Raw genomic sequence first — 14,906 nt, forward strand, 5'->3', positions numbered from 1 at the left:
AGAGTAGACAACACAACCGCCCCGGCTACTTCTCTATTGCAACTCGGTAATCCAGCCGGGAATGGTCCATTTTAGCGCTGCTCCTGTATCCATGTTCAATTCTCAGAACATTATTGTATCTTTGCCGTTTACTAACACAAATACAGGAAAAAAAGGTTATCAGGGAATGTCCGTTCGTATAGCTATCAGTATCGGAGATTATAACGGTATTGGTCCCGAGGTGGTTTTAAAGACATTGCAAAATCGAGATCTGGGCGATTGTACACCTGTCATTCTCGGGGATACCAAAATTATAGATTATTACCTCGACCGGCTGAATATCTCGTTGGAATATCACGCGGCAGACTCCATACAATCGGTTTCGGACGGCCGCATAAATATTCTTAATCTATTAAGCAGCAACGATATAGAAATAGAACCTGGTAAGCTTTCAAAGAACGCCGGCTCCTGCGCAATGCAGGCGGTCGAAACAGGTATCCAGCTCTGTCTTTCAGGAGAAACAGCCGCCCTGGTAACGGCATCCATCTCAAAAGAGGCAGTGAACAGAGCGGGATACCACATCCCGGGACATACCGAATTCCTGGCCGAAAAAACCCGGACAAAAGATTTTATCATGATGATGGTCAATGAGGGGCTCCGAATCGGGTTGATTTCCACCCACGTTCCGCTGAAAGAGGCTGCCGGCTGGATTTCAAAAGAGAGGGTGACGCGGTTTATTCGAATCATCAGCAAGAGCCTGACCCGTGATTTTGGAATCGAGCGCCCCCGTGTTGCGGTGCTGGGACTTAATCCCCATGCCGGGGATGGCGGCATGATCGGTCGCGAAGAGATCGAGGTTATACAACCGGCGATCGAGCAATATGCATCAGGTGGAATCAACGTTGAGGGCCCCTTCCCTGCCGACGGCTTTTTTGGAAGTCGGAACTATCGGCAGTTTGATGGTATCCTGGCGATGTATCATGACCAGGGACTGATTCCATTTAAAACGCTCTCGTTTGGGGCGGGTGTCAACTTTACGGCGGGCCTCCCTTTCATCCGTACATCACCCGACCACGGAACGGCGTTTGACATAGCGGGCCAAGGCAGCGCCAATCCCGCCTCTTTCCGGCAAGCCTTAGACTTAGCGGTATCACTTGCCAAAAAACGAAGGGGACAATCGGCATGAAAGGATCCAGGAGTCCGGAATACAGCAAGCTCGCCTATATCTACGACACCATTATGGAGGATGTTGATTACGAGGTTTGGGCCGACTTTATCGACGAGATTATCCAGACCAATCATCCCGACCCGGTATCGATCCTTGAGCTGGCCTGCGGCACCGGTTCCATGGCCCTCTCGCTTGATGAACTGATGTGCTACGATATTGTCGCCACGGATAAATCACCCCATATGATTAAAATTGCCCGGTGCAAAAAGCGTGACAACAGGTGGTCGGATGTGGACTTTAAAGTGATGGATTTTTTGGATATTGCTCTCGACAGGCGTTTTGACGCGGTAATTTCCACTTTTGACAGCGTGAATTACCTGCATAAGCCGCGCGATATTGTCCGCCTCCTAAAAGAGATAAAAAAGGTACTGAAACCGGACAGCATCTTCGTTTTTGATTTTACAACACCCAAAAATTCGATCCGTTCCATTAAATACCTGAACAACGAAGAGGGGTATGCGCCGGGGAATTACCGTTTTTTTCGAAAAAGCAGTTACAATCCCAGCAGTCGCATCCATTACAATGTATTCGATATTGAAAAGCTGGACAACGACATGGAAACAGTGTTGGAGAAATACCACGAAGTTCACAAACAAAAAATTTATACTTTGCCGGAAATGCTTGATATTATCGATGAAACCGAGTTTACCCTGCTCGCCAAATATGACGGGTTTGACCTTGTGGAAGCGGATGAGTCAAGTTTAAGAATAACGATGGTGTTGCAATGCCCTACGATTCAGTAATTGAGTTTAACAACGTGTCTGTAACGTACGATTACCGGAAGGTACTCGAAAACATCTCCTACTCGCTCGAAAACGGGGAGTTCAACTACCTGATCGGTCAAACCGGGGCTGGCAAAAGCTCCTTTTTGAAGCTTATCTACCGGGACATAACACCGGACAGCGGTACCGTGCGGGTGGCCGATATGGAGGTCAACTCCCTTGATGAAAACAAGGTTCCCTACCTGCGCCGCCGGCTGGGTATCGTGTTCCAGGATTTTCAGTTGCTGCCCGACCGTACTGTCTATGAAAACGTGGCTTTTGCCCTGGAGGTAACCGGTCAAAAACCCAGCTTCATCAAACAGCGGGCACTCGAGGTTTTGGGGATGGTGGGACTCAGCCACAAGCGCAAAAATATGCCGGGTGACCTTTCGGGCGGAGAGCAGCAGCGGGTCGTGATTGCCCGAGCACTGGCCAATGAACCCCGCATTATGCTGGCGGATGAGCCGACCGGGAACCTCGACCCGGAGGCCTCCGCATCCATTATGGAGCTCCTGGAACAGATCAACAACCGGGGCATGTCGGTACTGATGGTTACCCACGATTATGACACTGTGAAGCAGTATCCCTATCGAACCCTGAAACTGCAAGATGGACAAATAAAGGAAATTGACGTCAAAAGTCTTTAATCTGCTTTGGAAGAACAGGGCTCCCGACCTGTATACGTAGTACCCGGCCATGTCCGACCGCGACCTTTGCTACAGGGTATTCCCTGTTAGCGTTGGAGAAACGCGGTTTTCTTTACGAAAAACCTCTTCATTATACAGTAGATGAGGCAGGAGTTTTTATACTTGAAGCCAACGGCAGGCAGGAGTTATCTTGTTCTCGTTCTGTTAATCACTATTTATCGTAAAATGAATCTAACCAAACGCACGCAACGGGTCCGTGAAGAAGCCTTTCGGCTGGGGTTCGATGCTTGTGGCTTTGCCAGGGCACGTCGGCTTGAACGGGAGGAGCGCCGTCTTGAAGAGTGGTTACAACAGGGGCGGCACGGTAATATGGACTGGATGGAAAACTATTTTGACAAGCGGGTCGATCCCACGAAGCTGGTTCCCGGGGCCAAGTCGGTCGTTTCAGTGATAGGCAGCTATTATCACCCCGGTCATGAGCGTCAGAAAGAGCAGCAGGATATGCCCAAGTTTGCAAAATATGCCCAGGGACGCGATTATCACAAAGTGTATAAAAAGAAGCTGAAAAAACTGTTCCAGTTCACCAGCCAGCTTCTCGGCGGACTGGACGGCCGCGTATTTGTAGATTCCGCCCCAGTGCTGGACAAGGCATGGGCGGCTCGTGCCGGCATCGGATGGATCGGCAAGAATTCAAACCTGCTTAACAAAGAGATTGGTTCTTTCACTTTTATCGGGGAGATGATCGTGGATGCAGAATTTGTCTACAGCGCCACAGCCTCCGACCACTGCGGATCCTGCACCCGCTGTATCGACGCCTGCCCCACCAATGCGATCTATGAACCCTACCGGGTGGATGGATCCAAGTGTATCTCCTATTTCACCATCGAGCTGAAGGAGCAGATTCCGGATGACTACCAGGAGGGCATCGGCGAATGGCTCTTCGGGTGCGATATCTGCCAGGATGTGTGTCCCTGGAACCGCGAGCCCCTATACTCCCGGATGGAAGATCTCGCTCCAAGAGACAACATCCTGGATCACGATATCGATTTTTGGGAAGAGCTGGACCTGGAACAATACGATGCCCTCTTTGAGGGAAGTGCCATACGACGTGCCAAGTTTGAGAAATTCAAGATGAATATCGCTACTGTATCCCAAAACCTGAACCGGTAGCATGACGGATCAGCTGCCCGATCCCCATATTGCAGCATTAATTTTAAACTGGAGGGATAGTGAAGCTACTATTGAGTGCATTCAATCAGTATCAGAGTCGGTAGCTGTCAATGTCGAAATTTACCTGCTGGACAATCAGTCAACGGCATCCTCCCGTAGAAAACTTTTGCGAGGGCTCGAACAGGTTGAATGTCCGATTCACTTCTTTGAAAGCGATCAAAACCTGGGCTTTGCAGGGGGCATAAATTACCTTGTCGAAGCGGTCGACTCTGCCAACGCTGATTATATCTTCCTGCTAAATAATGACGCAACTGTTTATCCCCGTACCCTCTCCAGGCTGGTCGGGGAACAGCGGGAAACGGGGTATCACCTGATCGGACCGGTTAACGAAGGCGCACGCTCCCGCTCAACCCGTCGCTGGCCTTATTGGCTTTTTGGCATACGTATCCCCGGTCTGTACAAAGCAGAACAGAACGGATGGGAAACATGCAATATAGACGGAGCAGGAGTATTATTGACTCAACAGGTAGTCAAACGGATACTGGAAAAATGCGGCAAATTATTGGATGATCGCTATTACTTGTATACCGAGGATACTGAACTGGGCCTGTATGCCCGCAGTCTCGGATACCGGTCCTTTATTACAAACCTCGCTCACTATTTTCACACGCGTGGTCAATACGGCACGTTAGAAAGGCGTAGTTTAACCTATTATTATACGACGAGAAATCGGGTTTTTCTTGCGAAGGATTACCTGGACTCATCCGTGCAACTGCTGTTTCACCTGTATTACTTGTTGTCAAGGATAGTGATACTGGGCCGTGAGTTTCTGAAACGTAACAAGGCAATAGCCACTGCTGTATGGGAGGGATTGAAAGATGGATACGCCGGCCGAGGGGGTAAATGGAGGCATCACGAGTGAGAGTGCTATCCCGGAGTTCACATCGATGTTGACAGGAAACTCGGGATGAATACTATTTTGTGAACCCCGGTTCAGAACCGCTCCTTTTTTTCTTTTAATTCCTTGTACAGCATCTCCCGGGCCCGGAAAATATGCGCTTTAATTGTACCGAGCGGCTTGTCCAGGATATCGGCGATCTCCTGGTAGCTCTTTTCCTCCATATGGCGCATTTGGATGACCTTGCGGTATTTTGGAGGCAGATTCTCTATCGCCTGCTGTACCATCTGCTGGCGCTGTTTGCGTATCAGGCTCCGGTCGGTGGCGGCATGCTCATCGGGCAGCTGCATGTTCATGTCGCCATCGCGCGTTTTTACCGGCTCGTCAATCGACAGGGTTTTCAGCTTCTTTTTTCGCAGGTAATCGATCGTGTGATTGGTGGCAATCCGGTACAGCCATGTGGAAAATGCGTAGTTCGTGCTGTAGCTGTTCAGGTTATCAAACGCCTTTACGAATGTCTCCTGTACCAAGTCCTCAACCTGCTTTTGATCCCGTACCATCTTCAGTATGTGAAAATAGATGGCTCGCTCATATTTGTCCACCAGCTTTTTATAGGCACTCTCATTCCCCCCGATAGCTCTTTTAACAAGCGTATCGTCCTCAAGGCTACTCTCCGAAGCGTTCTCGCGCGGCAGTTCCGACTCGTTTTGTTCAGCAGAATTGGACATAAAAAATGGCCAGTTGATTATTTCTCAAAATCGGTGTTTAACTTAGTGAAACTGAAACTATTTTCCCATTTTGAACTCACACATTTCCCGAACAGGCAACCAGCGGTATATGGATAACTTCGGCCAAGACTGTGGCCGGTGAATTCCAGGGTCCTGTTTGATGTTATTCGATAACAGCAAGCAATAAATTTACCTCAACCAAATACACGGGAGTCAAGTGATGAACAAGGGACATGTACATGCAGGTGAAGTCATTAATCTCAATACCCTCAAGGGAGATATGTCTCCGGATTCCACCTATGCCCTCGTCAAGACCTCAGACATGGAAGTGATACGCATGGTGATACCGGAAGGTCGAAATATCGATGAACACAGTGTTGACGGCCAGGTAACCATACAGTGCCTGAATGGAACGGTTCAATTCCGCCTCGGAAATGAGACCAGGGAGCTGTCCAGCGGCAGTTGGCTATTTTTGGATCGCAACCAGCCCCACTCCATATATGCGGAAACTGACGCTGTGCTTTTGGTTACTATTCTATTTACCTGATCTGGTCACTATCCTGTGAAGAAACATTACGGGTCCACTCCATGAAGATTTTTTAATGAGGAAGCAGGAACTAAACTGTCTACTTGCGAATTTACCGAATGTCCAGATAAACTAAATATCGGTGGTGCATGCTTCTGTATAAATTCTCGTCTGTAGAGGCGCAAATGCGGACAAAAGGGATCAATTTGATCCGCATAGTCTTTTCAATTCTGCTGTTGGCTGCCTTTGTTGTTCCAGTAACTCTTCATGCGCAAAATTCGGGAGTGCTTTCCGGCTATGTCACCGATGCACAAACTGGTGATCCCCTTCCGGGCGCCACCGTGCGGCTTGAAGGAACTGAGCGGGGTGCCGCTACAGATACAAATGGCTATTTCACAATAGAGAAGGTCGCTCCGCGATCGTATACCGTTACTGCCAGCTTCGTGGGGTACCAGTCAGTGACCAGATACAATGTGGTGGTCAACTCGGGGAACAACCCCGATATCAACTTTGCTCTTGAACCATCCGTAAATGAATTGGGAGAAATTTCGGTCGAGCCGGACCCCTACGATCAGCCACCGGAAAACCCGCTTTCCCGGCAGGAACTTTCACAGGTACAGATCGCTTCCTACCCCGGCGGCAACAACGATATCGCCAAAGTGGCACAGTCTCTGCCCGGTGTTTCGGGATCGGTGGGCGGCTTTCGCAATGATGTCATAATCAGGGGGGGAGCCCCCAGCGAAAACGTATACTACCTGGATGGCATCGAGATACCGGTCATCAACCACTTTGCCACGCAGGGCAGCGCCGGCGGACCCGTGGGACTGCTGAATGTCTCTTTTTTTGAAGGTGTCAGCCTCAGTACAAGTTCATTTCCCGCCCGCTATGATGATGTACTTTCAGGAGTTCTCCAATTCGACCAGCGCAATGGAAATGCCCGCCATTACGGGGCCAACATACGCGTTGGGGCCAGCGAAACCGCGTTTACGGTAGAAGGACCTCTTTTAAAGTCGGAAGAGGAGTCGTACGCCAACACCACTTTTATCGCCTCAGTGCGTCGCTCCTATCTACAACTACTGTTTCAACTTATTGACCTGCCGTTTCTGCCGGACTACTGGGACTACCAATACAAGCTGAATCACAAAATTGACAATTTTAACGAACTCACCATTACCGGTGTGGGAGCAATTGATGATTTTCGAATAAACAAGCCCGACAATATCACCGCAGAGCAGCAAGCCACGCTCGACCAGGTGCCCATCATCAAGCAGTGGAGCAGTACCGGCGGCATCAGCTGGAGACACCGTTTCAGGAATACGGACGGCTACCTGCGTACAACCCTGAGCTCCAGTGCCTTCGACAACAATTTCAGGCAATATCGTGATAATGAAAATAAAGACGGGCTGATCCAGAGCACCCAGAGCCGGGAGTGGAGCACCACCCTGAGGAGCGAGTACAACCGGTTTATCGAAAACTGGAGTATCTCTGCGGGCCTGATGCTGGAAAACAACCAGTATACCACCCAGAGTTTCCGATCATTTGACGATGTACGGTTCGATACGGACCTTGATTTTTTGAGATACGGCGCCTACGGGCAAGTCACCCGGGAGTGGAAAAATAACCGGTTCTCCACATCGCTGGGCATCCGGGCAGACGGCAACACCTTTACCGATGATGGCAACAAATTGTGGCGCACGCTCTCTCCCCGCCTTGCCGTCTCGTATGCCATTGACGCTCATAGCCGGTGGGAAATAAACGCTTCTGCCGGCCGCTATTTCAAAATTCCACCGACCACGATCCTGGGATTTCAGCAGAACAACAGCTTTGTTAACCGCAATGCAGATTATATCCGAAGCGATCATCTTGTAGCGGGATTGTCGTTCACCCCGCGAAAATCAACGCAACTTTCGGTTGAGGGATTTTATAAACGCTACGAGGCCTATCCCGTCTCCCGAAGCGACAGCGTTTCGCTGGCCAACCTGGGGGCCGATTTCGATATCTTTGGGAACGAGGCGATACTGAGTACCGGCGCCGGACGGGCCTACGGAATTGAATTGACTTACCAGCAGAAGCTGATATCCAATTTTTACGGGTTGCTGGCCTATACATTATACTGGAGCGAATTTACAGGTTTCGAAAAGAATCGTTTTCTGCCCTCGCGCTGGGACAACCGGCACCTGCTCACTTTCACAGGGGGATACCAACTGCCGCGGAACTGGGAGATCGGCGGGCGCCTGCGAATCCTGGGAGGGGCGCCCTACCCTGTTCTCAAACGGGATGCGAGTGAAGAGACCTATCCCAATCTCGTTTTTGACTATTCAACCCTGGGTGAACAGCGGCTGGATCTCTTCAACGCTCTTGACCTGCGCATTGATAAAAAGTGGAATTTTAACCGATGGGCCCTGAATCTGTACCTGGAGATCTCCAACGTTCTGGCCAGTAACATTCCCAATCCGCCGGAATACGGTCTGGAAAGGAATGCCGATGGCACCCCTGTTCAGCCCCGTCAAATCATTGAGATAGAGGAGCTGGACAACAGCAGCAGGCGGCCCACCCTGGGAATAGTGATAGATATCTGAAAAACAGGAGGGGTATTCCAAATGAGTATTTATACTGCCTGAAGAAGGGGAAATCGAGAATTTTTTTCTATCATACGCAGCCTATTTACCCTACATTCCATATACTGTTAACCCAAATACAAAATGATATTCTGATGAGCGATATCCAACCGAGTGTCAGCTACAGCTTTACCATGCGACTGTATATCAAAAATAAGCCGGGTATGCTGGCAAAAGTGATGAACGTAATTGCCGAAAAAAAGGGGGATCCCGGGGCCGTTGATGTTGTCAAGGTAGAGGGAGATTACAAGGTGCGCGACCTTACGGTTAGCGCGAGAGATGAGGCACATTCGCGCGACATTGTCAAGGCGATCAAAAAAATAGACGGTATCAAAGTGCGCAACGTATCCGATCGGGTTTTCCTGCTTCACCTGGGAGGAAAAATACGGATTGAAAACAAAGTGCCGGTAGACACCCGTGATGCTCTTTCTATGGCGTATACCCCGGGCGTCGGCCGGGTGTGCCAGGCGATCGCCGAAGACCGGGAAAAGGCCCACACGCTCACTATAAAACAAAATTCGGTGGCCGTAGTAAGCGACGGCTCCGCTGTACTGGGACTTGGGAATATAGGTCCAGAGGCCGCGATGCCGGTAATGGAGGGTAAGGCGATGCTGTTTAAAGAGTTTGGAGATGTCGACGCCTACCCGATCTGCCTGGACAGCCAGGAAGTGGATGAAGTGGTTCGGGCGGTTGAGCTGATCGCCCCCGGCTTTGGCGGAATCAACCTGGAGGATATCAGTGCGCCCCGCTGTTTTGAGATTGAACAGCGGTTAAAAAAATCACTGGACATCCCGGTTTTCCATGACGATCAGCACGGAACTGCCATCGTAGCGATGGCGGCAACAATTAACGCGCTAAAAGTGGTTGGCAAAAAGCTGAGCGAGCTCCGGGTCGTTATTGTGGGAGCCGGGGCCGCGGGCGTCGCTATTGCCCGAATATTGCGTAATGCAGGTGCGGGAACCATTCTTTGCACCGACAGCAAGGGCATCATAAACCGAGATCGGCTGCCGGAGCTGAACGAAAGCAAACAATGGCTCGCTGAAAATACCAACCCGGATAACATCGGGGGGACCTTGCTGGATTCCACCAAGGGAGCCGACCTGCTGATCGGCGTAAGCGGACCCGATATCATTCCAGTGGAGGCGATCGAACATATGGCGGAAGATCCCATCGTTTTTGCCCTGGCCAATCCCGACCCGGAAATTCGTCCGGAAAAAATCTCCTCGGTTGCGCGGATCATTGCCACTGGCCGGAGCGACTATCCCAACCAGATCAACAACGTGCTCGCCTTCCCGGGAATCTTTCGCGGTGCTCTGGATGCGCGGGCTTCCGACATCAATGAACAGATGAAACTGGCCGCCGCCCACGCCATTGCAGAACAGATTGACGATATGGATCTGAGTGAGGAATATATTGTTCCCAGCGTGTTTAACAAGAAAGTGGTGCGCAGGGTATCGCAGGCGGTCAAAGAGGCGGCATTCGAGAGCGGCGTAGCGCGGCGGCCGCGACCGTAAATAACAGAGGATTACCTCCTAAAAAACTGGGGACACCTACAATTATGAACTCATGAGACTGTTTTCACCCTGCTCCATTGTAAAAAAAATTTGCTCTTGAATTAACGGTCTCATTAATTAGTTTATATGACCCAATTTTAATATCTCCTTCGCATATAAAATACAGAAGGAAAAGTTGGGATAATTCATCAAACCCATAAATTATTAAATAAACACAAATCAAATGAAATATCTATCAAAAACCATAATATTATCTACCCTGCTTGCTGTATTCACCGTTTCTACAGGCTATGCCCAAACGGGAGAGATCAAGATTGGCGGTGGATTAATTTTTGGATCAGGTGTGACGGGGATTGACCAGGTCGATAACGATCTCGGTATCAGAGTAGATGGCATCTACACCATCAATGAGGAGTTCAGGGCCGGTGCGGACCTTGGATTTTATTTCCCGCACGAAGAGAACGGGTTCAAACAGACAGTCTGGGAACTCAATTTTAATGGAAATTATATTTTCCATTCTGAAGAAGAACTGCTGTTGTACGGGCTCGGGGGCCTGAACATAACCAGTATTTCTTTTGATCAATCCAGTCAGGGATTTACCGCCTCGGGCAGTGATTCCGAAGTTGGCTTAAATCTCGGGGGTGGACTTGAATATGGATTGAACTTTGGCGACCTGTTTGCTGAACTCAAATATGTACTCAGTGATGCCGATCAGCTGGTGCTGGGAGCCGGCGTTCGATTTGGCATCTAGTCCAAATCTCAAGACAAGTATTCAAGGGTGCCTTTTTTTAAAGGCACCCTTTTTTATTAGTCTCAGTTCAGAGCAAAGGTTTCTCACATTCTTCGATTACGGTTAAAGCCACTCAAATAAGACTTCATCGACTTCCCTGTACATTTTTGAGTGATCAAAAAAACGAATATTTAAAAAAATGCCCAACGGAGATTGGTTATTGGTTCAAACAAAATAACAAATAAAAATAACCAGCCCGCAAATAACTAACCTTTTCCGCCGCTGCATTCACCACCTTGATTTTTGGGTTCCTTTGGGAGCAAGCCGAAAGGAACACTTTTTTATGAGGATTAGCTTCATTTTTTCAAATTCCTGCTGAGCTTTTGTATCAGCCTGCACATTCAGTTTTGTGCCTGGAAAAGTTTTATTATCGCCCCGTGCCGGATCCCTCCCGTTGACACTACGATCTCCTCAAAATCATATCGTTTCAGGAACTCATCAAGGATAAGAATGCCCGGGAGAAACACATCGGCCCGCCCCTCCATCACAACAGGGTATTCCTCCAGCAATTCGGCTGCCTTCATATGTGAAATTTTCTGAACCCATTGCTGTACCGTATTTCGAGTTAATCGCATGCCGGCCAGCTTTTCCGGTTTATACGCAGTGGCATTAATTTCCATAAACGCCAGGGAGGTTACCGTTCCGGCGACGCCGATCGCCTCTGTTTTGCCATTCCAGGAAAAAGGGCGATGCTCAAACGACTCAGCAATGGCCTTCCTGCAGCGGCTGACCTCGTCCTCTCCCGGGGGATCGGAGTGCAAAAACCGCTCGGTGAAGCGCACGGATCCAACATCAAAAGAATGGTAGTCCAACAGTTCATGGCCTTTCCCGAGCGTCACCTCTGAGCTTCCCCCTCCGATGTCGAGAGTCACCGCCTGTTGCGCTATGTTTGCGCTGAGCATGCTACGGGCGCCCAGGTACGTCCAGCGGGCTTCCTCTTTTCCACTCAGTATGCGCAGATCGAACCCCGTTTCCCGGGAGACGATCGATTTGAATTCCTTTCGGTTGGCGGAATCCCGTACGGCACTTGTAGCCATAACGACGGTATCAGCGACTTCCGGGTAGTAGTGATCAATGATACGGCGATACTCCTGCAAGGCGTTGACGACGCGATTTACGGAGGCCTCAGACAGGTTCCGCTGCTTGTCCACGCCTTGACCCAGCCGCGGAATACGCTGCTCCTCATGGATCACCTTGAGGCTATCTCCGTCATACTCGGCTATCAGCAGCAGCAGCGTATTGGTTCCGATATCTATAGCGGCATACACGATCAGGAGGTGGTTGGTTTGGATTTCAACTGAAGAGCGATCCAGTTATTTTCTCGCGAAGATGCCATGAGCTCAAAATCAGACAACATATCCTGTTCGAGGATGAGCTGCCTGTCGGAGATCAGCAAACCTGACAGGATCAACTGCCCCCCGGGTTTTACATGCTCCACTAGAGAAGGCAAAAGTTCAATAATGGTATTCCTGTTGATATTGGCCAGTACCGCGTCAAAGGATTGGCTCCCTTCAACAACTTCGATTGAGCCTTTTTTGATGGTTACCTGGTTTTCCACTTGGTTAATAAGCACATTTTCCCTGGCGTTCCGGATACTCCATTCGTCAATGTCGAACGCCATGACGTGTTCAGCCCCCAGTTTGACGGAGGCGATCGCCAGCACCCCGGTGCCTGTTCCGGCGTCCATGACACGGTAATTCGGCTTAATGACCTGCGGCAGCAGCTTCAGAATCAATCGTGTTGTCTCGTGGTATCCCGTTCCAAATGCCATCTTTGGATCTATTTCCAACAGGATGCTATCATCGGGTGCTGCTTCAGTCACCCAGGTGGGTTTAACATAAAAAGTGCCGATTTGCTGCGCCTTGATCGTCTGTTCCCACTCTTCATTCCAGTTCTGGTCTGCTACAACCTCCTCCGACTGGATATACCCGTTGCCAGGGTAAGCCGCCAGTAGATGCTCAATACGTTCCCGGCTGACATCACTGAATCGTTCCTTTGTGACATATGTTATCAGTCGTCCCTCCTGCTGTTCAAAAGCATCAAACTCCATCTCCAGCAGCTCTGCGATAATCGCCTCCTGGTAATCGTCGCTAATCGATAAAACAAGTTTAATGTATTTCAACTTTCAGGTTCTGTTTATGACTGACGAGTTGGCAAATTCAGGTGATAAGAGGTCTTTCTGCTGATAAAGCAAGATACAGGAATTGCGATTAATATTTCTCAGCTTTACAAATGACGACGCACATTTCCGTACGCCAGTATCCAGTGATTCTGAGGTTACGAAATCAGACCCTGTTGTAGATGAGTTCTGTAAGTACCTCTCCCACCGCTTTCAGAGTCTCCCGGCTTATAATGTCCATATCATCATTGTGCGTATGCCAGTAGGGGGCGAATTGAACAGAGGAATCGGATCCCCGTTGATGCCTTATAATATCAATAGTCGGTATGCCCAGAATCCGGTTGATTACGACATGATCATCTGAAATGGCGGCCCCCTCCTGCTCCACGAACAGGTCGGAATAGCCCTTTTCTTCGGCAATTTGCCAAAGCTCGTTGACAAGTGCCGGGGCGAAATGCAGTGAGTTTTTTTCTTTGGGGAATTGGGCATTTTGGCCGCCGACCATATCCAGCAGTATGCCAAATCGCGGGCTATATCCTTTAACAGGCGGATTGTTCGCCCAGTACCGGGAACCGAGAAAATAGCGGTCCATCTCCCCTTCTTTGCCATAATCCTCCCCGTCAAACAAGACGAGATCCACCCCGATGGGAGGCGGAGTATCCTTAAACAGTCGAGCCAGTTCCAGCAGCACGGCAACGCCGCTCCCCCCGTCATCAGCACCCACAATCGGTTTGTCGGGGGCGTCGGGATCCTTTTCGGCCCGGGGTCGGGTATCCCAGTGAGCGCAAAGCATAATACGGTCGCTCGCCGATGGATTGAAGGCAGCAATGATGTTACTCATTCTCAAAGTATCGCCCTGGTACCCGACATGGGTGAAGTGCTGGGCAAAAACCCGCCGTTCCCCGGCTGCCTCTGCCAGTTTACCTATCAAATAGGCTTTTGTTAGGCGATGCCCCTCTGAACCCGGATTCCGAGGACCGAATTCAACCTGCTGCCGGATGTAGTGATAGGCACTGTCAGCATTAAAAACCGGTACATCCCTGCCCTGTCTTTCAAAATTAAGTCGTTCCTGGGGAACAGGCTCCCCGCCGCAACCGGCAAGGAAGGCGAGCAAACAACATATTAGCGGGATGGTCCATCTATCTTGTGGCGTGCTAGGAATCATCGCGATATATCATCGTGGCGGATGACTGGTTGATTGAATAGATGATGGTATCAATGATATTGACATGAGGAGGACGGTTGGCAACAAATACGATAATTTCAGCAATGTCCCGGGGTGTCAGTGGCTGCATACCTTCATACACTTCATCCGCCTGTTCTTCATCTCCCTTGAAACGAACCTTGCTGAATTCGGTTTCTACCGCTCCCGGGGAGATCATGCTGACCCGCACCGAGGTGCCGTGAAGATCCTTTTTTGCGGCTTCCGTAATCGCTTTCACGGCGTGTTTAGTGGCGCAGTAAACAGAACCGCCTGCATACCCGGTGTGGGAAGCGGTTGATCCGAGATTAATAATGTGCCCATGATCTCGCCGCTTCATCTGCTCTGAAACCAGCCGTATCATCGTCAACAGCCCCTTGACGTTTGTGTCAATCATGGTATCCCAGTCATCCAAATCAGCTTCGTAGACGGCATCCATGCCCAGCGCCAATCCCGCGTTGTTCACCAAAATATCGACCGGCTGTTCAAGTGAATCTAGAAAGTCGCGGCATGCCTGGCGGTCACGGATGTCGAAACTGCTGATATGAACCTGGATGGGATAGGCTTCTTCCAGCTCTTTTTTAAGCGTCTCCAGTCGTTCCCGGCGGCGCCCGGTCAGAGCGAGATTGCATTCATATTCTCCAAACTGCCAGGCGGCCGACCTGCCGATTCCGGCAGTAGCACCTGTTATGACTACCCAGTTGTCCTTGATCCGATTCTTCAAAAC

General features: G+C 49.9%; 14 protein-coding genes. 9 read left to right on the forward strand and 5 right to left on the reverse strand.

Annotated elements, in window-relative coordinates:
* Positions 1-166: 166 nt before the first annotated feature.
* The 5 genes from pdxA (at position 167) to ACG2E4_RS08415 (ending at position 4,707) form a co-directional block, all read left to right on the forward strand.
* Positions 167-1,165: a 4-hydroxythreonine-4-phosphate dehydrogenase PdxA gene (pdxA, locus tag ACG2E4_RS08395; protein ID WP_395276252.1), complete on the forward strand. Its 999-nt coding sequence runs from the start codon at positions 167-169 to the stop codon at positions 1,163-1,165.
* Positions 1,162-1,950, forward strand: a complete 789-nt coding sequence (locus ACG2E4_RS08400; protein WP_395276253.1) for a class I SAM-dependent DNA methyltransferase — start codon at positions 1,162-1,164, stop codon at positions 1,948-1,950. The genes pdxA and ACG2E4_RS08400 overlap by 4 nt, the downstream gene beginning before the upstream one ends.
* Complete coding sequence (gene ftsE, locus ACG2E4_RS08405; RefSeq protein ID WP_395276254.1) at positions 1,932-2,615, forward strand: cell division ATP-binding protein FtsE; 684 nt, start codon at positions 1,932-1,934, stop codon at positions 2,613-2,615. The genes ACG2E4_RS08400 and ftsE overlap by 19 nt, the downstream gene beginning before the upstream one ends.
* Before the next feature lie 225 nt (positions 2,616-2,840).
* Positions 2,841-3,785: a tRNA epoxyqueuosine(34) reductase QueG gene (queG, locus tag ACG2E4_RS08410; protein WP_395276255.1), complete on the forward strand. Its 945-nt coding sequence runs from the start codon at positions 2,841-2,843 to the stop codon at positions 3,783-3,785.
* A gap of 1 nt (position 3,786) precedes the next feature.
* Positions 3,787-4,707 (forward strand): glycosyltransferase family 2 protein, encoded by a 921-nt coding sequence (locus ACG2E4_RS08415; protein WP_395276256.1) that lies wholly within the window; start codon positions 3,787-3,789, stop codon positions 4,705-4,707.
* Between the two features lie 71 nt (positions 4,708-4,778).
* On the opposite strand, the gene ACG2E4_RS08420 is transcribed toward ACG2E4_RS08415, so the two are convergent.
* Positions 4,779-5,411 (reverse strand): RNA polymerase sigma factor, encoded by a 633-nt coding sequence (locus tag ACG2E4_RS08420; RefSeq protein ID WP_395259743.1) that lies wholly within the window; start codon positions 5,409-5,411, stop codon positions 4,779-4,781.
* A 220-nt stretch (positions 5,412-5,631) separates the two neighbouring features.
* On the opposite strand from ACG2E4_RS08420, the gene ACG2E4_RS08425 reads away from it, so the two are divergent.
* The 4 genes from ACG2E4_RS08425 to ACG2E4_RS08440 all read left to right on the forward strand — a co-directional run bounded on the left by ACG2E4_RS08425 (position 5,632) and on the right by ACG2E4_RS08440 (position 10,820).
* Complete coding sequence (locus ACG2E4_RS08425; RefSeq protein ID WP_395259847.1) at positions 5,632-5,958, forward strand: cupin domain-containing protein; 327 nt, start codon at positions 5,632-5,634, stop codon at positions 5,956-5,958.
* A 128-nt stretch (positions 5,959-6,086) separates the two neighbouring features.
* Positions 6,087-8,516 (forward strand): carboxypeptidase-like regulatory domain-containing protein, encoded by a 2,430-nt coding sequence (locus ACG2E4_RS08430; protein ID WP_395276257.1) that lies wholly within the window; start codon positions 6,087-6,089, stop codon positions 8,514-8,516.
* A 134-nt stretch (positions 8,517-8,650) separates the two neighbouring features.
* Positions 8,651-10,069 (forward strand): NAD-dependent malic enzyme, encoded by a 1,419-nt coding sequence (locus tag ACG2E4_RS08435; protein ID WP_395259741.1) that lies wholly within the window; start codon positions 8,651-8,653, stop codon positions 10,067-10,069.
* A 223-nt stretch (positions 10,070-10,292) separates the two neighbouring features.
* The gene (locus ACG2E4_RS08440) at positions 10,293-10,820 is read left to right on the forward strand and encodes an outer membrane beta-barrel protein (protein ID WP_395259740.1); all 528 of its coding nucleotides are present in this window, start codon (positions 10,293-10,295) and stop codon (positions 10,818-10,820) included.
* Between the two features lie 380 nt (positions 10,821-11,200).
* Here the strand turns inward: ACG2E4_RS08440 and ACG2E4_RS08445 are convergent, their stop codons facing one another.
* The 4 genes from ACG2E4_RS08445 to ACG2E4_RS08460 form a co-directional block, all read right to left on the reverse strand.
* Positions 11,201-12,127 carry a Ppx/GppA family phosphatase gene (locus ACG2E4_RS08445; protein ID WP_395259739.1) on the reverse strand — a complete coding sequence of 309 codons (927 nt, stop codon included), beginning with the start codon at positions 12,125-12,127 and terminating at the stop codon, positions 11,201-11,203.
* Between the two features lie 2 nt (positions 12,128-12,129).
* Entirely contained in the window at positions 12,130-12,981 is an 852-nt protein-coding gene (prmA, locus tag ACG2E4_RS08450) for a 50S ribosomal protein L11 methyltransferase (protein WP_395259738.1), read from the reverse strand.
* 163 nt (positions 12,982-13,144) lie between these two features.
* The gene (locus ACG2E4_RS08455) at positions 13,145-14,143 is read right to left on the reverse strand and encodes a M28 family peptidase (RefSeq protein WP_395276258.1); all 999 of its coding nucleotides are present in this window, start codon (positions 14,141-14,143) and stop codon (positions 13,145-13,147) included.
* Positions 14,133-14,903: an SDR family NAD(P)-dependent oxidoreductase gene (locus tag ACG2E4_RS08460; protein WP_395259736.1), complete on the reverse strand. Its 771-nt coding sequence runs from the start codon at positions 14,901-14,903 to the stop codon at positions 14,133-14,135. The genes ACG2E4_RS08455 and ACG2E4_RS08460 overlap by 11 nt, the downstream gene beginning before the upstream one ends.
* Positions 14,904-14,906 lie beyond the last annotated feature (3 nt).

The sequence above is a fragment of the Halalkalibaculum sp. DA384 genome (genome assembly GCF_043951955.1).
In the GTDB taxonomy this organism is placed as follows: Bacteria; Bacteroidota; Rhodothermia; order Balneolales; family Balneolaceae; genus JAMQKA01.